This window comes from Thalassospira povalilytica (assembly GCF_002844235.1).
Taxonomy (GTDB): Bacteria; Pseudomonadota; Alphaproteobacteria; order Rhodospirillales; family Thalassospiraceae; genus Thalassospira; species Thalassospira povalilytica.
In genome coordinates this window covers 242,122-260,617 of sequence record NZ_PGTS01000002.1, presented here as the reverse complement: position 1 = coordinate 260,617, position 18,496 = coordinate 242,122, and the positions used below count along the sequence as shown (strand labels likewise).

Sequence of the window (18,496 nt, the reverse complement as noted above, 5' to 3'; positions counted from 1 at the left end):
AATGAAGGGATTTTTACAGCGGGTATTCACCAAGCGGCGCGAAACCCCGATCACCTATGACGAAGCCAAGGAAATGGCCGCCAGCCCGGATGCCAATGTGCGCGGCAAACTTGCCCAGCGCCATGACACCCGGCCCGAAATCCTGTATTTCCTGGCATCTGACAATGATTCCTCGGTGCGTCGTCACATTGCGGCCAACGAAGCAACGCCGATTCAGGCCGATGTCCTTCTGACCGATGACGTCGATGACAGCGTCCGTGGCAGCCTTGCTGAAAAAATCGCCCATCTTTCGGCGGGTCTGACCCCCAACGAAACCGACAAATTGCGCCGCATGACCTATGAGGCGCTCGACAAGCTCGCACGTGACCAGGCCGTGCATGTCCGTCAGGTCATTTCCGAGACGCTCAAGGATATTGCCGAAGCCCCGCAACCAATCATTCAGCAGCTTGCCCGCGATGCCGAAAGCGTCGTTTGCGGACCTGTCCTTCAGTATTCCCCGGTCCTGACCGAAGAAGATCTTCTGGAAATTATTGAAGGCAGTTCTGGCCGCGGGGCACTGAGCTTTGTGTCACGTCGGCGCAATGTCGGCGAAAAACTTGCCGATGCCATTGCAGCAAGCAGCGACAAGGATGCGATTTCGCACCTTCTTGGCAACAAGTCCGCACAAATCCGTGAAGAAACGCTCGATCAGCTGATTGACCGCGCACCGGATTATCCGGAATGGCACCAGCCGCTGGTCAACCGTCCGAAACTGCCGCCGACCGCAGCCGGGAAACTTGCGCGATTTGTCGCCGAAAACCTGATCAGCGTACTGGAACGCCGTAAGGACCTAAAAAAAGATCAGCTTGAAGCCGTTCGCGAAGTGGTTCAACGCCGTATCGCATCTGGCGAGTTTGAAAAACGCGACGACGCCGCCGAAAACGCACCATCGGTCAAAAACAAAAAGGGCGAAAAAGCCCAACCGGCTTCTGCGGGCGACGCCGCGTCAAACGAAGAAGCAGAAGAAGACGGCGAACCGGCCTTTGAAAAGGCCCTTGCCCTTCATGCAAAGAAAAAACTGACCGATAAGGAAGTCGCCAAGGCCCTTGCGGCCAATGACGTCAAATTTGCCCGCGCATCGCTTGCAGTTCTGGCCGGTATTCCGCCAGAAGCCGTAACCAAGGTTCTGAATACACATTCGGCAAAGGGTGTCGTTTCACTGGCATGGAAGGCCGGCCTGCCGGCTGATCTTGCAGTGAAGATTCAGGTCAAGCTTGGTCACGTACCGCCAAGCCAGACCCTTAATCCACGCAACGGCAACCAATACCCGCTAAGCGAAGATGACATGAACTGGCAGCTTGAATTCTTTACCGGTATGGCGACCACCGGGCTGCGTTAACATCCCCCCGTCGCGGGTGCTGATTTCCATATAATCTGATTATCGGGACGCCTGGTCCATGACCGGGCGTTCCATACAGATATGGGGAATGCCGTCTTCTTCATAGACGTCGCCAAACTGAACAAATCCAAGACTTTGATAGAATGCCTTCAGGTAAAGCTGCGCATTCAGATAGATCGGCTTGCCCCCGAATTCCTGCGCGCAAACATCGATCGCACGGGCCATAAGGCTCCGCCCGATCCCCTGCCCACGCAGTTTTTCGCTTGTGACCACACGCCCGATGGCTGGACGGTCGCCCTGTTCGGCATGTCCCGGATCAACACCGGGCGCAACAATGCGTGCTGCGGCCAGAACGTCACGTCCGTTTTTGGCCTTGTCAACAGCCAGAAGATGGGTGCAGATCGGATCAAGGCCATCAATTTCAGGAAAAATACAGTCCTGTTCGATGATAAAAATCTGCTGACGCAATTGCAGCAGACTGTGAACCTGGTGGGGCGTCATCGCGTCAAAATGGCAAACAATCCATTCCAGATCGCTGGAAGTCCTGGTCATCGATATTTCTTTCAAAAGGCAGGATAAATCAGGTGTGGCATGCGAACGTGGCGCTTGGTGGCAATACCATCAACCCATTGTCAGGAAACCGTTTTTTCAATGAAATAGATAAAGACATCGTCTTCCTGATCCGAAGAAATCAGGCGATTGCCGGTCATTTCACAAAAAGACTTCATATCCGCAACGGATCCGGGATCCGTTGCCAGAACTTTCAAAACACCCCCGTCCGGTACATCACGCAGGGATTTCTTCGCCTTAAGCACTGGCATGGGACAAATCAATCCTCGTGCATCGAGAATTAGATCAAATTTATCACTTGAAGATGACGACATGAACGACCTTATAAAAAAATCGGAAATCGGTCTGATATAGCGCCAATTGGCGATTGTTGCATTTGCACAATATGTTAGACTGAAAAACAACAATCAATCAAACGCTGTTAGCCTGCCCGCAATGCAAATCTATCTCCCTATTGCCGAAATATCGGTAAATATATTTCTGATTTTGGGACTGGGCGGCGGAGTTGGCTTTTTGTCCGGCCTGTTCGGCGTTGGCGGCGGTTTTCTGATTACCCCTCTTTTGATTTTTTATGGCATTCCCCCCGCTGTATCTGTGGCGACAGCTGCGAACCAGATTGTCGCATCGTCGGTGTCTGGCGTGTTTGCGCATTGGCGCCGTGGCAATGTTGACATCAAGATGGGCCTTGTGCTGCTGGCGGGCGGTATTGTCGGGTCGACGGTTGGTGTCTGGGTCTTTGCCTGGTTGCGTTCGCTGGGTCAGATCGACCTTGTGATTTCTCTTTGCTATGTCATCTTCCTTGGCATTATCGGCGGGATGATGTTGCTTGAAGCAACCCGGGCAATTTTCAGAACCCGGCGCAAAGGCCCGATCCGTCGATCAAAAAAACACCAGCACAGCTTTATCCACGGCCTGCCCTTCAAGATGCGGTTTTATCGCTCGGGCCTGTATATCAGTGCGCTTTTGCCACTGGCTGTCGGGTTCTTTGTCGGCATGCTGACCGCCTTGATGGGGGTTGGTGGCGGCTTTGTCATGGTTCCGGCGATGATTTATCTGCTGGGCATGCCGACCGGGGTGGTGATCGGAACTTCGCTGTTTCAGATCATCTTTGTCACGGCCAACGTTACCTTCCTGCAATCGGTTCAGACCCAGACGGTTGACGTTGCACTGGCCATCCTGCTTCTGATCGGTGGTGTGATCGGCGCCCAGTTCGGCGCCCAGTTCGGTGCGCGGCTCAAGGCGGAACACCTGCGTGCGCTTCTGGGGCTGCTGGTCCTGTCGGTATGCCTCAAACTTCTGTTTGATCTGGTGATCGAGCCTGACGAACTTTATTCCATCATGCCGGGGGATCTGTGATGTCCCTATCGGCACGGTTTATCGCATCGATCTGTCTTTCGGCATTCGCTGTCATTGCGACTAGCACACCAATGAAACGCGCCTTGGCCGATCCGCTTGTCGTGGATTTGTCAAACCATCTGGTGGCGATCACCACCGGCTTTACCGGTACTGACGTCTTGTTGTTTGGTGCAGTCCAGAACGAAGGCGATGTCATCGTGACCGTACGCGGCCCCGATCAGGACATGGTTGTCCGTCGCAAGGAGCGTAAAGTCGGCATCTGGGTGAATGCTGAAAGCGCGCGCTATAAAAATGTTCCGGCCTATTATGCCAGCGCGTCCAATCGCCCGATGGATATCATCGCCCCGCAAAACATTCTTCAGGATTACCGCATCGGCCTGGACAACCAGCGTTTTATTGCCGTGTCCGACAATCCTGATGCCGATCAGAAAGTCTATCGCGATGCGCTGGTTCGCAACATGCAGAATGCCGGTTTGTTCAACCAGCGTCCGGCAAAAATCAGCTTCCTGTCAAACCAGCTGTTTCGAACCGACATCCATTTCCCGGCCAACACCCCGACCGGGACCTATACGATCAATGTCTATCTGATCCGTGATGGCCGTATCGCCAGTGTAAAGACCACGCCGCTGGTTGTTTCCAAAACCGGGGTCAGTGCCGAAGTCTATGAATTCGCCCATCGCTATTCGGCGCTCTATGGCATTATTGCGGTGATCATTGCCGTCATTGCCGGCTGGATCGCCAGTGTGGCATTCCGCAAACGCTAGTTCCCGGTTCCACCGGCTCCACCGGCTCCAACGCCGATTTGGGCATTCTCATCTCCGCACTTTCACGGCCTCCAACAACGCATGTGCAGCATGATTTATTGTGCGCATGCACAGTATGAAACTTTCCCGATTGCGATAAAAACCACTTGGAAACCGTGCCGGATTTACGGCACACTTGATGCAACATGCTCTAATATCCGGGTGATCCATTGCCCCACGCAACCATGCATCAGACCCGGCACAGGAAACTATTCAGAGAACCCATATGACGTCATACGATGCCGATCAGGAACTCCGCGCCACGTCCAACCGAACATTTCTTGTTGTTATTGATGACAGCGATGAAATGACCAAGGCGTTGCGTTATGCATGCCGCCGCGCCCAACATACCGGCGGCCGCGTTGCCCTGCTTAGCGTCATTGAACCGGCCGAATTCCAGCACTGGATGGCGGTTGGTGACCTGATGAAGGAAGAAGCCCGCGAAGAAGCCGAATCACGGGTCAATGAACTTGCCGCCTATGTGCATGAACAAACCGGCACAATGCCGCTTCTGTTCATTCGCGAAGGTCGTCTCAAGGACGAGTTGCTGAACCTTCTGGAAGAAGAAGAACAGATTTCCATTCTTGTTCTTGCGGCCGGCACCACATCCGAAGGCCCAGGACCACTGATCACGGCACTGACCAAAAGCGACACTGTCGGTCAGCTCCGCCTGCCCCTGACAATCGTCCCCGCCGCACTGTCCGAAGCCGACATTGACGCGTTAAGCTGATTTATCAGCGCCTGTCGTGGATCGGTAAATTCATCCGACGTTTTCAGCCGGAACGGCAATGCATTCCTCAAGGAACTGCATATAGGCATCAAAGGATGATTTTTGGCCAAACAGGATATGTGACCGGCTTTTGATTGCGTGGGAGACGACGGATCGGCGGCGCTTGTCCGTTGCGAGTGTTAGGGCGGTATCGACGTAATCCGCGGAATGGTAGGCGACGCAATCAAACACCGATATCTGGCGGTAACAGGTGTGGCTGCGACGCGACCGTGCGGCACTGCCCGGCAATGTCACCAGCGGCACACCAAGCCCCAGACAGTCAAAGGCCAGCATCGCGTCATTCCATGCCGGACTTTCAAGAACCACATCCACCGCGCAAAGCAGCGACAGCAAATCGGCGCGGCTGCGCACATTGACAAACCGCATGCGTCCTGCGACATCGGCATAGTTCACCGCAAAACGCCGTCCCCATGCCGCATCCCAGCTGTCGCGTTCGGGTGCAATCAGCAACAGTTCAGCCGTTTCATCAAGACGCAGGATTTCCGCAATCAGCGGATCAAAATCGGCCGTCAAAACATCAAGCGGCTGCGGACACAGATAGGTGTTTCTGTCCTGTGCCAACCGCCAAAGCCGTTGCAGTTCCGTCGGCGTCATGTCGACATTTTCGGGCGGTGTCGCATTAACAAACAGTCCCGGCAACCGGATCAGTTTTTCACTGAACCGTTTTTCGCCACCGGCCGTTTCCCAGTCTTCGGCGATCAGGTGATAGTCAATATTTGAAAGACCACTGGTCGCGGCAATCCCGCCACCGGAAATTTGCACCGGTGCCAGACGCCAGCTTGCCAGCAACATGGTATAGGCATCGGCCTGCGGATCGGCATAATGCAACACATCAAGATCAAGCCCGGAAATCACCCGGGCCGAATGCAGCGGATCAAGCGGCAACGGCACGACCAGATCGGCATGTTCGTCAATCCGCGACGTAATATCATCTTCGCCGGTTGGCGGACGGATGACCGTAACATCAAACCGGTCACGATCAATCGCATCAACAAGCCCCAAAATCCAGCGACCAATCCCGTTATCACACATATTGGCCGACACGATCCCAAGGCGGATCTTGCCCCCTTGCCGGGGTTTTCCGGGATCAACATTGGGAACATCATAGCCCGAAACCAGCCGTTCCCAATAATGCCCGACGGCGCGCAACTGCTTGTCACCTTCCGGACGCAGGGCCGCACGCCAGACCGGCGGGAACCGCGTCAGGATTGCCGGGTCAATGCGATCGGATGCGACAAAGGCCAAATCAGGTTCAATGGCATCGTCATCAAGTGTGTCATCAAGCAGATCACGAATGACTTCGTCATTCTGGGCCGCAATATTGGTTGGAACCGGCGCAAACAACAAACGACGTGCGGTTCGAAACAGTGCGGTGTTTTCACCGGCTGCGATTTTGCGGTCGATACCGTTTTGCAAAACAGACTGGGCTGACGCGGTGTCGCCTTCCTCGGCAAGTTCGACTGCCAGTCTGAAAACTGCGTCATCACCGCCACCAGCCCCGATGGCTGCGCCGAACCGTTCGACGGCTTCGCTATGACGGCCAACAAGACTTAGCGCCTCGCCCATCATCAGCAGCAATTGGGGATCATTCGGATTGGCCGCAACAAGCGGTTCAAGCGCACCGATTGCCTCGGTCCCCTGTCCGACCCGCAAGTTAAGACGCGCCAATGTGCGCCGTGCTTTGGCATCATCGGGATCAAGGGCAAGAACCTGACGCAAGCAATGCTGTGCACCGGCAAACTGGCCAAGCCGGAACAAGGCATCACCGTATGCAGTCAGGGCACGCTGGTTTCCCGGCTCCAGTGTCAGGGCGCGGCGCAAGGGTTCGCTTGCCGATACCGTGCGTCCCTGATCAAGCCGGATCTGGCCGATCAGCACCAGCGCATTGACAATATCATCGCGCATTTTAAGGGCGGCCAAACAGGATGTCTCGGCACCGGGAATGTCGCCCATCGCATAAAGACACGCGGCATAGTTGGCGTGAATTTCGGCAATATCCGGGGCAAGTTCCAGCGCGTATTCATAATTTTCGCGCGCATCCTGCAACTCATCAAGTTGCCGGTACGTATTGGCGATATTGCAATATAGCGCCGGTGCATCCGGACACAGCCGGATGGCCCGCTTGAAAGCGCCAACCGCTTCGCGCAATTTGCCGATCGCCTTTAAGGCCTGCGCATGATCATGTTGAATTTCCGCACTGTTGGCATCGGCAATTGCCGCCCGCCCCATCCGTTCCGCCGCAAGAGTTTGATTTCCCTGTCGGGCTGCGACCAGGCCAGCCAGATGCATGGCTTCTGCGGCTTGTGGATAGGCATGGATCAGCTTGCGGCAGGCAACTTCTGCCTCCGCCAGCTGGCCTGCTTCATACAAGCCCCACGCAGTTCGGTAAGGAGCGTCAAAATCAGACAAGGAATACCTGTTGCGATAAAGAGTGCGATTACCGGCCACCATAAGGGCCAAGCGTTAACAAACCACGTCTTTGCCACAAATAATCGGCCCTGACCATGCCCGGCCGATCAAATCTGTAACGCGTTTCAGGAATATGCGCCCCTTTCTGAAGTCGGAACAAACAAGATTAAAATAAACACCTGAAAACAAACAAAAATCCCCCGAACTACAGTCGGGGGATTTTTCTGGAAAATCATCACACGGTTATCTTTGCGCCTGAAACGGCACTTCAAGCCGTCACTCAAAACCGGAAACGGACCCTATGCCCGGTTGGCATAATAACGCCCGAACCGGTTCGAAAGCAGATCATCCAGACCGACTTCTTCCTGCCGGACATAACCGGAGCCGGGCAATTTGGACGTCATCACCATATCCATCACCGCGCAAAGCCCCGCGGATGTCGTGATCTGGATCGCGGACCATTTTTTGCCACCGATTTCCGTGCCATGCACCTTGCGGATAAAGTTTTCTTCGCACAGCTCGCCATTACGGGTCCCGACCGCATCAGCAAAGATCACAATGACATCCTGCTGGGTTACCGGCAGGGCATTTTCAAAGATTTCCTTCATCATGTCGGGACGTTCGCCAAGACGCAGATCTTCGATCAGGATTTTCAGGATTTCCTGATGCCCAGGATACCGCACAGTCTTGTAATCAAGGTTGTCCACCTTGCCTTCGAGCATGTCACAAAGCGCCCCAACCCCGCCCGATGTGTTGAAGGCCTCATACTCCGTGCCATCAATGGTGAAGCGTTCATAACCTTCAAGCGGCAAGACTTCGACGCGCTTGCCATTCAGGATCGCCTCGCACGGATTAAGGTATTCATTGATTAGGCCATCGGTTGACCAGGTCAGGTTATATTTCAACCGGTTGGTCGGGTTTTGCGGCAATGCACCGACGCGCAGACGCAGCTTTTTGACCGTATCAAACCGTTTGAACAGATCATGGGCGGCGATTGAAATGAATCCCGGTGCCAAACCACATTGCGGTACGAACGCACCAGCCGCACCTTTGGAAATTTCACGAATAGCACGGGTGGTTTCGACATCTTCGGTCACATCGAAATAGGATGCCCCAACCGCGCGTGCGACCCGGGCAATCGCGACATTAAGATAGAACGGGCATGTCGACAAAATGGCGTCATGCCCGGTTGCCACGTCGGTCAGGGCGGCCTCATCGGTAACATCGACCTTGATCAGGGTTGCCGCATGATCCTGGGCACAAAATTCAAGCATTTCGCCATTGGCATCGGCAAGCGTCACCGCATAGTCGCCACTTTCATTGAGCATGACTGCCGCCATACGGCCGATTTTGCCCGCACCAAGAATCAAAATCTTTTTCATTTTCTCTCACTCCCGACTGAACTGACACCTTTGCGATGGATGTCGTTGCTGCCCTGATAACGTTTTGTTGTTTACCCCTTGATGCTCCGCCGCTGGACTAACGCTTGCAACCCGGCAATACTGTCAAAACAATTGAATAACCCGTCATTTTTATGGGTATCACCGATGAAACGTCGCCTTGATGAAACCGACCGCCGTCTGATCGCCAAATTGCAGGAAAATGCCCGCATTCCGACTGCCGCCCTTGCGCGCGAAGTCGGCCTGTCGCGCAGCGCCGTTCAGGAACGCCTCGAACGGCTGGAAAAATCACAAACCATTACCGGCTATACGGTGCAGCTTGGTGATGCGGCACGCCCGGTTCTTCTGGCCGAAGTCATGATCCAGCTTGAACAAAAACAGTCTGCGGGCGTGGTCGGTGCCTTGCAGAAAATACCGCATTGCATCCGGTGTCTGGCGATATCGGGGGAATATGATCTGATTGCCGAAGTTGCCGCCGACACACCGGAAGAACTTGACGGTGTGCTTGACCGGATCGGCGGGCTTAGCGGGATAAAACGCACTTCAAGTTCAATCATCCTTTCAACCAAGTTCGATCGCCGCTAAGATGCCAGTTGAGGTTGGGGAACCTCTTGTCAGAAAGAAAACCGAGTGACATCCAAACGCAGATATTCTGTCCTTTCTGTTCTTCTTGCCAGTTTTATCGGCACCAGTGTCTTTGGCGTTGGCCTTGCCCTTTATGTCGGCCTTGGCACGGCCTATGAAAACACCCGCAATCTTTGGGTTATGCTGGCCGATATCGATCTGACATCGGTTCAGCGCACCATGCATGAACGCATGAGCGAAGTCGACGAACGGTCCAACTGGGTCGCCCGACAGGTTGCCGATGGCAATCTTGATCCAAGCTTCCAGTACGGCTGGACCAACGCCATGCGGGCGCTGGCGGCGGCGGATATGGATGTGATGGCCTATGGTCTGGTAACCGGTGATCGGCAATTTATCGGTTTTAATCCCGATGATATGAGCGAAATACGCCGCACCCTGCCCCAGGATGACATGCTGTTTTCGGAACTGGCACAAATTCGTGGCCCGGTCGCCAACCGCACCGGTTTCCCGCGCTGGGATCCGTATTTCAATCGCACGGTCCTGACCAGCTGGGTGCCGCTTTTTTATGACGGGCACTATCTTGGTACCTTCATACAGTATCTTTCGCTGTCCAATCTGTCGGAAAGCCTGATTCGCGGCCGTGAAGATTTACCCGGAACGCCTTTTATCCTGATCGGTGGCAATCGCGTGATGGCCCATCCCGATTTGCGCGACTGGGGTGAAAATACCGCCAACAAGCTGATCAACGGGGCCGATATTGCCCGAAGCCCGATTCCATTGCCGACCATTCATGATATCGGCGACCCGGTTCTGGCAAATATCGGCAAGTCCGAACGCATCAGGACCGACGAAAAGGATGCCCGCCAGAATACCGGGCTGCGTCTGGCGGGGCTTGAAGTTGATGGCAGATACCATCTGATCGTCACCCGTCAGGTTCTCAATGCGCCGATCTCGCCGGTCATCATCGGCATGCATTTCACCGAAGAATTGTTTGATGATGAATGGGACAGGCTTGTTCTGGCCTCGATCCTTGGTGGCGGGGTGTTTATTCTGGCTGTTATTGTTGCGATCATACTGTCCAAACAATTCACCAAACCGATCCGCCGGTTTGCAGCCGCCGCGCGCGCATTTGAAGATGACGACATCGCATCAATCGATGTGCCGCAACTGTCGGGCAGCCGTATCCGTGAATATGACGATGCGGCACGATCGTTCAATCACATGATGATGGCGGTTCACGACCGCGAACGCATCACAAGCCTGTTTGGTAAATTCGTGCCCCAATCGATTGCCAAAAAGCTTCTGGCATCGGGAAATGATTCCGGGGTCCTGCCGCCGCAACAATCCGAAGCAACGGTTCTGTTCATCGACATTGCCCATTTCACATCCATGTGTGAAAGCCTGCATCCGAACCAGATCATTGCAATGCTCAATGATTACTTTGATTGCGCAACGCAGATTATCGAATCACATGGCGGCATCATCACCCAGTTTCAGGGGGATGCGATCCTTGCGGTCTATAACGTGTTTGATGATCTTGAACATCACGCCGATGCCGCGCTCGACAGCGCAATCGCCCTGCAAAACGAAGTCTCGAACCGCACCTTTGAAGGATTGAACATTCAGGTGCGCTGCGGGGTGAATACCGGAACAATGGTGGCCGGGAATGTCGGGGCCAAGGCACGCCTGTCCTTTACCGTGCATGGGGATGCGGTCAATACCGCATCGCGTCTTGAACAGGAAAACAAGGTGCTGGGCACGCGCATTCTGATTTCAGACAGCACACGCAACCTGCTGACCGATCCGAACCGCGTCATCAAGGCCGGTGATGTTCTGTTGCGGGGCCGTCACAGCAAAACCGAACTGTTCACCACAAACGGGTAAGCAGCCCCCACACACCATCGATAAAAAAGGCGACCGCAATATTGAAACTGCGGTCGCCTTTGATTTTGCCATCGTGACAAACATGAAAAACAAAACGCCGCATTGGATGAACCGATGCGGCGTTTTGTAAAACCTTTGAGAACAAGGTACCGGGAATTAACCCTGGCGTGCCTTGAAACGCGGGTTCTTTTTATTGATCACGTATACGCGGCCACGGCGGCGCACGATACGGCAGCCTTTTTCCCGCAGCTTCGCGGATTTCAATGAGTTCCGGATCTTCATAATCTTAAACCTTAGAAACTTGGCCCCTTCGAGGAAGCCGGAAAATAGAAGTACGACATGCCCCTGTCAACACTAAAAACAGGTTGCGGCGACAGAAATTGGAACAAATCCCGTCAAAGTCGCCTGCAGCAGTCTGAAACCTGAGCGATCAGTTGATCGTTGCGTAGAACCGATAAAAGGCCAGCGAGCCATTTTCAAGCATTTTTACGCGATTCATCCACATTTCCATCTCTGGAAGCAGATAATCCATCACATCGGGGTCCAAACCGCTTTTCTGAATATCCGACAGCATGGTCATCCAGGCCTGTTTGATATGCACAAGATGGGTTTCCGACTCATCCTTGGCGATGCGGATATCAAATTTGAGCTGCCCAAGACGGGATTTGTATTCCTGTGCGGTCCAGGGGAAAAGATCATCCCCTTCGAGCTTGGCCCATTGCGCAAGCCCGTCCTCGTCAAGATCGCGGGTCAGGACATAGTCGGTCAAAAGAATCTGGCCCTGTTCGCGCAACGTCCCGGCCAGTTCGCCCAGAAACGTCTCTTTGCCCGGCACCTTGTAAAGTTCCCCGAACGAATAGACGACGTTGAAATAGCCTTTGCGCAGTTCGGGCTTTTCGGGATCGAATTTCTGAACGGGGACCTTTTTCTGGACACCGGCATGAACGGATCGCTCCATCCCCAACAGTGCCAGTTCCCCATCCTGCTCATAGGCGGTTACCCAAACGCCAAGCCGGTCCGCCAGAACACGCGCAACCCCGCCAAGCTTTGCCCCGATTTCAAGACAGCTGAGCGTTTCATCCAGCGCAAGCGGCTTTGCGAGTTCAAGGGCGTAATCATGCCCGCCCGGGATCATGATCCCGTGATCAAACAGCTTGTCATACAGCCTGATTCGCTCGGGCGGCCACCGCCCGATTTCATCATCAAGGTCAAGTTCGCCCAGTTCCGGTTCAACCGGACGCGCCAGCCAAACACGCATTTTGCGCAACCAGTCGGCATAGGCGTCTATTTCAAGCTGAAGCAGATAATATTCAATCGGGTCGTCATAGCCTTCCCACTTGGCACGCAAACGGGTCCCAAGGCCAAGATGATGCCCGGGTGGCATCTCGAACTCGGACGCAGTCCCCTGCCCGCCATCTTCGGACAGTTCGCCGTCATCGTCGGCTTTGCGTTGCCAAAATTTGAGTTTCAAGACGGCTACCTGCTTATTCGAAATGCGTGCTTACGTGATTCTTGCAAAATATGACAAATAGGCAAAAGTGACAACGTGTTAAGATTTCAATCATATGATTGCACCCGTCACCGTCGGCAGTAAAATCCATGCTGGCTGATCGCGCGCACCGGAACGTTTGTCAGGACAGGAATCTACATAAGACATGAACAAGGATCGTCTTGGCATCTATTACAGCATGCTGAACATTGCGCCAGGCGCGAGCGCAAAGGAAATCAAGCTCGCCTATCGCAAACTGGCATTTGAATATCATCCGGACCGCAATACCGATCTTGATGCCGAAGAAAAATTCAAAGACATCACCGAAGCCTATGAAATCCTGATTGGTGAACGCAAGCCCCCTGCACAGCCATCGGGCAACAACACCAGTCGGCCAAATGACGGCACAAAGGGCAAAACAGCCGCGTCTGAAAAGCCAACCGCATCCGGCTATGGCCCGAATGCAGCCGGTGCGCAAAATGCGAACCGCACCAGACAAGGCTTTGCCGGAACCGGACGGAAACAGGAAAAGGCCAAGACCGGTACGGACGAAAAAACCGCCCGCGCCAATCAGGCCTATCGCGAACAGCAGGCCAAAACCGGCACGCGCAAAAGCAACATCCATCCCGGCGCCCGGCGCCATAACCGCAAAAAAGCCGATAGCAACGCCCAGGGTTTCATTGCCTGTGCGGCAACCGGTGTGGTTTCGGCCCAGCCAAGGCAGGTCGAATTCAAGATCGTTCGCGGTTTCCTGAATTCCTGCAAAACCGAAACGCTTACCGCCAATCTGGCCCCCAAGGGGGCAAAGCGAATGGCGCTTAAGGCAAGTTTCATTACATGGCTTCGCGGATTCTGGGGATGGCGCAGCATCGTCCCGGCATGGAAAGCCATTCTTGGCAACATGCGCGGCGGCACCTTCCCGCCCGAAGGCAATGCCAAAATGCTGTTTGCCCATGCCAATGCCTTTGAACGCGCCGGCAACAAGCCGCTTGCCCGCGCAGTATTGATGCAGGCGCTTGATTTCATCGGCACCAACAGATCGGTTCTTGCCGAACAAATCCGTGCCAGCTTGCGACGTCTTGAAGATGGCAGCCCAACCCGGCGTGTCCGCGATGAATGGAAACGCGCAGGGATGCTTGATGCACTTTTGCATCTGAGCCCGTTATTTGTTCTGATTTTTGCAGGCCTTCTGGCATTTGGCCCGGGTCAGGGATTTGTCACCCGCGAGATCCCCGAACTGGTGGCAAAACAGGGCAGCCAGATCACCAAGCAGGTCAAACAACTGATCGGTGAGGATCGCGATCCCTATTATGTTGATCGCGAACTTCTCAATATGCGTGACGGGCCAAGTGTGAATAACAAAATCATCCGCCGCCTGACGCGTTTTGAAACGGTTTATATTGCCGGTGACAGTCAGGGTTTCTGGATTGAGGTTGAAACCACGATTGGCGAAAACGGCTTTGTGAACCTTGATGCGCTGGTTCCGGGCAACGGATCGACTGCGCGCGATAACTGGTGTGCTACAAACAAATGCGACTGACCGAAACATTCCGGTCAGTCGCACAACAGACTTCTAATCTGTAGGTCCCGTTTGCGCCCGGACGGGCATTTATCCCTTGGTCGGGATCGCTTTCAAGGCTGCAAGCAGATAATCCCAGAAACGTGCGACACTGGGCACATGGACGCATTCATCCGGGCTGTGTGCGCGCTTGATGGTCGGGCCAAACGAAACCATGTCCCAATGCGGGTATTTCGCACCAAGAACACCGCATTCAAGACCGGCATGGATCACGCGAATTTCCGGATCCTTGCCAAACATGTCGCGATGTACCGACTTCATCATTTCGACAACTTCGCTATTGGCATTGGGTTTCCAGCCCGGATAGGCATCCCCCCACGCAACACTCGCCCCGATCAGCTCAAACACCGCAGTTGCCGCTTCGCGAATGGCATCACGGGCCGAATTGATCGAACTGCGCGCAGACAAGGTCACCTTGGCCGTGCCGTCCGCCAGCTTGACAATCGCCAGGTTGATCGAGGTCTCAACCACCCCTTCAACCGATGTGCTCATGGCCTGGACACCATTGGGCGCACCGACACAGGCATTGTTGAATTTCTTTGAATCGGCTGCGCTCATTGCCGTTTCCGGCAAATCGGCATCTTTCGATGCAATCGCGAAATTCGGTTCGATCGTGCCAATTTCATCACGGACATCGCCGGCAAATGCCTTAAGCGCGGTATCAAATCCGCCAATCTTGCTTTCGGGCAGAACAATGGTGGCAAAGGATTCACGCGGGATGGCATTTCGCGCCGTACCCGCATTGATCGCAACGATCCGGGCATCAAAATCGCGAATGGCCGTGCGCAGGAAACGTGCCATCAGCTTGTTGGCATTGCCCAGACCAAGAATGATATCGATGCCTGAATGACCACCCTTAAGCCCGGTCAGCGCAATGTCGCGGGCCACATATCCGGCACCGATTGCTTCGGGGCTGTAATTGAAGGTCGCAACAAGATCACCCCCACCGGCACACCCGACACACAGTTCATATTCATCTTCGGTATCAAGGTTCAGAAGGATTTCACCCTTAAGACGCCCCGGCTCCAGATTCATCGCACCGGTCAGGCCGCGCTCCTCGTCGACCGTAAACAGCAATTCAAGCGGTCCGTGCTCAAGCCCGTCTTCGGTCATGAAGCCCATCATGGCAGCAGCACCAATACCGTTATCGGCACCAAGCGTGGTGTTGTCGGCCGTGATCCATTCCCCGTCCATCTGCATCCGGATCGGGTCGGTGTCAAAATTATGAGTCGAACCGGAATTGGCCTGGGTGACCATATCCACATGCGCCTGAAGGATCGTCATTTTGCGATCTTCGTAACCCGGTGTTGCCGGAACACTGATCACAAGGTTCTGGCCACTGTCACGAAAATGCGAAAGCCCCTTGTCATCCGCCATTTTTTCAAGCAGCTGAAGCACTGCTTCTTCCTTGGTTGACGGGCGTGGCGTATCACAAAGTTTCTGGAAATTTTCCCAGATTGCGACCGGCGCAAGTTTGCTGATCTCGTTCACGGTGGCGCTCTCCTGTTTGATCTGTTCAGTGTGTTTGAACTGAATATTGTCGGTTATGCGGTTTCGCGGGTTCTGACTGTTGATTACCCTATCACCGGCCGAATTTAAAGGGCATCTACGTGTTTTTACGCAACGCGCAAGCAAACCGGCAAAAGACCTTGGCCCATCGCAGAAAACGGCTCAAACCCGGCGTTTGGCGCAAATTGCTGCTGTGCTAATCGACACCAACGGTCGTGCTGCGCCGTTGCAACAGCATGACATCGCGCCACTGCCCGGCCATCGGACCGTATCCCATACGGCCGAGTCCGCGACGCAAACCGACTTCGGAAAATCCGTGCCGTTTATGAAGTGCGATACTTGCGATATTTTCCGGAAAAATACCGGCCTCAAGCGACCAGATACCTTGGGCCTCGCTTGCTGCAATCAGGGCACCAAGCAATGCGGTTCCGATCCCCTTTCCCTGGGCGTCGGGATCGACATAGACCGATATTTCGGCAACACCGCGATAAACACAGCGACTTGAAACCCCGGACAATCCGGCCCAGCCAACAACCCGGTCCGTTTGATCGCAGGCAACCAGACGGCATTCATTCAAATGTCCGCTATCCCAATCATCCCACGTCCCGGGATGATCCTGAAACGTTGCGTTTCCGGTGCGGATCCCGCGCCCATAAATCTCGATCACAGATGCCCCGTCTTGCGGGGTCATGGCACGGACAATCATGCTTCGCTCTCCTGATCGTCAATGGTGTGGCACCAAAGGACGGGGCAAATCGCAACAACCTGTCGCTGGAAAAGAAAAAGCATCAATCGCGCATGTAATCAAGTCCGCCGTCAAAGGTGGTTGCGCGAAACAGCCCCTAGTTTTCAGGATCACGTTCAAAGGTTTTGAAAATCATACGATCGCGGCCGGCATCCTTGGCCTCATACATTGCTTCATCGGCCAGTGCCATCGCATCGGCCAGATCAACAGATTTATGCCGGCCTTCACCGCCAACGGTGGCCCCGAAACTTGCCGTCACCTTGACGAGTTCCTTGCTGTCCTTGGATACCGGGACTTCAATCGCGCGGATCATATTTGACAGACGTTCACCGATCCGTTTCGTCACCGCGGCTGTTGCAGATGGCAGAAGAACGGCAAATTCTTCACCCCCGAGACGCACAACAAGATCATCGTCGCGCAGGGCCTGACGCAGGGTTTCGGCCACCTTTTCAAGCACCCGGTCACCAATCGCATGTCCATATGTGTCGTTGATGTCCTTGAAATAATCCAGATCAAGAATGATCAAACCAAAGACCCAGCTTTTATCCTTAAGGTGGCGAATTTCGCGCAGGCGGCTGACCGCAATTTCAAAGCCGCGCCGGTTAAGCGCACGTGTCAGCGGATCGGTTGATGCAAGAGTATCAAGCATCTGCTCCTTGCGCTTGTGATCGGTGATATCGGTCGCCGACACCATGATCCCGCCACCATCCATCATATTCATGCGAATGTCGGCCAAACGCCCGGACGGGGTTTGCATTTCATCAAGTGTCGAATGACCATGCCCGTTCAGCTTCATCCGCGCACAGCATTCATAAAGTGCCGATATATCAAATGCCGGTGCATCGCCATCGGTATTGGGCACACCGAACATCCTGGCAAATTCATAGTTGTGATTGATGACATGCAAATCTTCGTCAAGCATCGCCACCGCCGATGGCACAAGCCGGATCACCTCGGTCACGGCATGTTCAAGACTTGCCTTTGCACGCACAAGTTCGTCATTCATTTCGACTTCGTCGCGCACATCATGTGCGGTGGTCAAAACAGCAGGCTTGCCATCGTGCCACAGAATGCGCTCGTCCGTCAGATCCCGCCAGACGGAACTGCCATCATCTAGAATGTCGCGCACCCGGTGGCGATCGCCGTGACGCTCCCCGCTCAGGATACCGGCAACATGTTTAAGGGCGCGCGGGCGGTTTTGTTCGGGGATAAACCGCAAAACATTGGGATTTTCCATGAATTTGCTGGCATTTTCCGCCCCCATCAGATGGGCGAACGCATCATTGACGTATAATGCCGTCATGTTGCGATGAACCATGACCCCGATAAAGGACCGCCCCAGCATGTGATCAACCTGCATGGCGGTTGTGCCATTGTCGATCATTTGCGCTGTGGTCAGGACTGCATTGCCCTGATCCCATTCCACGGTTTCGTCGCTGATTTCCATCCAGACCGGGGTGCCGTCGGTACGGATGTTATAGACCTTCTTCCAGCCGTGAAATCCGTTGCTTTCCTGGAACCCTTCGGCCAGCTTTTCAGCTTCGTGGTGGAAACTCGGCGGGATATACTGACGCATGTCAGGTTCGCTCATGAAATCCTGGACATCACGGCGCCCCAACATCTTCGCATAGGCATCATTGACATACACAGCCTGCAAGTCCTTGTGTACGACAACTCCTACGCGTGATCGTCCATACAGACGTGCGATTTCTGTTGGCTCGAACCGCATCAACGTCTTGTTTCCCCCGAAACCCTGAAATCCAAAACCACACGATATGCCACCATGCAGCTTGATTGGTGCCTTAAATACTACAACAGTTCAGGTATAATTAAAACCGAGGGATGCCCTACCTATCCCTACGAACACCCCGCAAACAGCAGGTTCAGGCCGCCCACCACCTTGAGATTCACCAAATACATACATAAGAATAAAAAAATATTACCATGAGTTTAGATTGTCTTAGATCACTCTCCTTTTGCATTGTAAACCCTTTAGCCT

Annotated in this window: 16 protein-coding genes; 7 read left to right on the top strand and 9 right to left on the bottom strand. The window is 54.1% G+C overall.

What is annotated here, in order from left to right; all coding sequences use genetic code 11:
• Position 1 precedes the first annotated feature (1 nt).
• Positions 2-1,378, top strand: a complete 1,377-nt coding sequence (locus CU041_RS05490; RefSeq protein WP_101246073.1) for a DUF2336 domain-containing protein — start codon at positions 2-4, stop codon at positions 1,376-1,378.
• A gap of 39 nt (positions 1,379-1,417) precedes the next feature.
• Here CU041_RS05490 and CU041_RS05485 read toward each other — a convergent pair whose 3' ends face one another.
• Positions 1,418-1,930, bottom strand: coding sequence for a GNAT family N-acetyltransferase (locus CU041_RS05485; protein ID WP_101246072.1), 513 nt, complete (start codon positions 1,928-1,930; stop codon positions 1,418-1,420).
• Between the two features lie 80 nt (positions 1,931-2,010).
• Positions 2,011-2,262: a sulfurtransferase TusA family protein gene (locus CU041_RS05480; RefSeq protein WP_068519323.1), complete on the bottom strand. Its 252-nt coding sequence runs from the start codon at positions 2,260-2,262 to the stop codon at positions 2,011-2,013.
• Between the two features lie 121 nt (positions 2,263-2,383).
• On the opposite strand from CU041_RS05480, the gene CU041_RS05475 reads away from it, so the two are divergent.
• The 3 genes from CU041_RS05475 (at position 2,384) to CU041_RS05465 (ending at position 4,837) form a co-directional block, all read left to right on the top strand.
• Positions 2,384-3,304 carry a sulfite exporter TauE/SafE family protein gene (locus tag CU041_RS05475; protein WP_068519413.1) on the top strand — a complete coding sequence of 307 codons (921 nt, stop codon included), beginning with the start codon at positions 2,384-2,386 and terminating at the stop codon, positions 3,302-3,304.
• The gene (locus CU041_RS05470; protein ID WP_068519322.1) at positions 3,304-4,068 is read left to right on the top strand and encodes a TIGR02186 family protein; all 765 of its coding nucleotides are present in this window, start codon (positions 3,304-3,306) and stop codon (positions 4,066-4,068) included. The genes CU041_RS05475 and CU041_RS05470 overlap by 1 nt, the downstream gene beginning before the upstream one ends.
• A gap of 265 nt (positions 4,069-4,333) precedes the next feature.
• Positions 4,334-4,837, top strand: a complete 504-nt coding sequence (locus CU041_RS05465) for a universal stress protein (protein ID WP_068519321.1) — start codon at positions 4,334-4,336, stop codon at positions 4,835-4,837.
• A gap of 30 nt (positions 4,838-4,867) precedes the next feature.
• Here the strand turns inward: CU041_RS05465 and CU041_RS05460 are convergent, their stop codons facing one another.
• Positions 4,868-7,306: a tetratricopeptide repeat protein gene (locus tag CU041_RS05460; RefSeq protein WP_407702974.1), complete on the bottom strand. Its 2,439-nt coding sequence runs from the start codon at positions 7,304-7,306 to the stop codon at positions 4,868-4,870.
• Between the two features lie 299 nt (positions 7,307-7,605).
• Positions 7,606-8,688 carry a saccharopine dehydrogenase family protein gene (locus tag CU041_RS05455; protein ID WP_068519320.1) on the bottom strand — a complete coding sequence of 361 codons (1,083 nt, stop codon included), beginning with the start codon at positions 8,686-8,688 and terminating at the stop codon, positions 7,606-7,608.
• A 165-nt stretch (positions 8,689-8,853) separates the two neighbouring features.
• Here CU041_RS05455 and CU041_RS05450 point away from each other — a divergent pair, with 165 nt between their 5' ends.
• Both CU041_RS05450 and CU041_RS05445 read left to right on the top strand, forming a co-directional pair.
• Entirely contained in the window at positions 8,854-9,291 is a 438-nt protein-coding gene (locus CU041_RS05450) for an Lrp/AsnC family transcriptional regulator (RefSeq protein ID WP_068519319.1), read from the top strand.
• 45 nt (positions 9,292-9,336) lie between these two features.
• Positions 9,337-11,175 (top strand): adenylate/guanylate cyclase domain-containing protein, encoded by a 1,839-nt coding sequence (locus CU041_RS05445; RefSeq protein ID WP_068519318.1) that lies wholly within the window; start codon positions 9,337-9,339, stop codon positions 11,173-11,175.
• Between the two features lie 156 nt (positions 11,176-11,331).
• Here CU041_RS05445 and ykgO read toward each other — a convergent pair whose 3' ends face one another.
• The gene (gene ykgO, locus CU041_RS05440) at positions 11,332-11,457 is read right to left on the bottom strand and encodes a type B 50S ribosomal protein L36 (RefSeq protein ID WP_007090004.1); all 126 of its coding nucleotides are present in this window, start codon (positions 11,455-11,457) and stop codon (positions 11,332-11,334) included.
• A gap of 148 nt (positions 11,458-11,605) precedes the next feature.
• Positions 11,606-12,646, bottom strand: coding sequence for a methyltransferase domain-containing protein (locus CU041_RS05435; RefSeq protein ID WP_101246071.1), 1,041 nt, complete (start codon positions 12,644-12,646; stop codon positions 11,606-11,608).
• A 184-nt stretch (positions 12,647-12,830) separates the two neighbouring features.
• On the opposite strand from CU041_RS05435, the gene CU041_RS05430 reads away from it, so the two are divergent.
• Positions 12,831-14,204, top strand: coding sequence for a DnaJ domain-containing protein (locus tag CU041_RS05430; protein ID WP_101246070.1), 1,374 nt, complete (start codon positions 12,831-12,833; stop codon positions 14,202-14,204).
• A gap of 69 nt (positions 14,205-14,273) precedes the next feature.
• On the opposite strand, the gene CU041_RS05425 is transcribed toward CU041_RS05430, so the two are convergent.
• The 3 genes from CU041_RS05425 to CU041_RS05415 form a co-directional block, all read right to left on the bottom strand.
• Positions 14,274-15,734 carry an aminoacyl-histidine dipeptidase gene (locus tag CU041_RS05425; protein WP_101246069.1) on the bottom strand — a complete coding sequence of 487 codons (1,461 nt, stop codon included), beginning with the start codon at positions 15,732-15,734 and terminating at the stop codon, positions 14,274-14,276.
• A 214-nt stretch (positions 15,735-15,948) separates the two neighbouring features.
• The gene (locus CU041_RS05420; RefSeq protein ID WP_101246068.1) at positions 15,949-16,458 is read right to left on the bottom strand and encodes a GNAT family N-acetyltransferase; all 510 of its coding nucleotides are present in this window, start codon (positions 16,456-16,458) and stop codon (positions 15,949-15,951) included.
• A gap of 136 nt (positions 16,459-16,594) precedes the next feature.
• The gene (locus CU041_RS05415; protein ID WP_101246067.1) at positions 16,595-18,226 is read right to left on the bottom strand and encodes a diguanylate cyclase; all 1,632 of its coding nucleotides are present in this window, start codon (positions 18,224-18,226) and stop codon (positions 16,595-16,597) included.
• Positions 18,227-18,496 lie beyond the last annotated feature (270 nt).

Coding starts and splice junctions, on each gene's coding strand:
- CU041_RS05485 (WP_101246072.1), bottom strand. CDS start 1,930: ATGACCAGGACTTCCAGCGATCTGGAATGGATTGTTTGCCATTTTGAC.
- CU041_RS05420 (WP_101246068.1), bottom strand. CDS start 16,458: ATGATTGTCCGTGCCATGACCCCGCAAGACGGGGCATCTGTGATCGAG.
- CU041_RS05480 (WP_068519323.1), bottom strand. CDS start 2,262: ATGTCGTCATCTTCAAGTGATAAATTTGATCTAATTCTCGATGCACGA.
- CU041_RS05475 (WP_068519413.1), top strand. CDS start 2,384: ATGCAAATCTATCTCCCTATTGCCGAAATATCGGTAAATATATTTCTG.
- CU041_RS05455 (WP_068519320.1), bottom strand. CDS start 8,688: ATGAAAAAGATTTTGATTCTTGGTGCGGGCAAAATCGGCCGTATGGCG.
- CU041_RS05465 (WP_068519321.1), top strand. CDS start 4,334: ATGACGTCATACGATGCCGATCAGGAACTCCGCGCCACGTCCAACCGA.
- CU041_RS05430 (WP_101246070.1), top strand. CDS start 12,831: ATGAACAAGGATCGTCTTGGCATCTATTACAGCATGCTGAACATTGCG.
- CU041_RS05490 (WP_101246073.1), top strand. CDS start 2: ATGAAGGGATTTTTACAGCGGGTATTCACCAAGCGGCGCGAAACCCCG.
- CU041_RS05470 (WP_068519322.1), top strand. CDS start 3,304: ATGTCCCTATCGGCACGGTTTATCGCATCGATCTGTCTTTCGGCATTC.
- CU041_RS05450 (WP_068519319.1), top strand. CDS start 8,854: ATGAAACGTCGCCTTGATGAAACCGACCGCCGTCTGATCGCCAAATTG.
- CU041_RS05415 (WP_101246067.1), bottom strand. CDS start 18,226: ATGCGGTTCGAGCCAACAGAAATCGCACGTCTGTATGGACGATCACGC.
- ykgO (WP_007090004.1), bottom strand. CDS start 11,457: ATGAAGATCCGGAACTCATTGAAATCCGCGAAGCTGCGGGAAAAAGGC.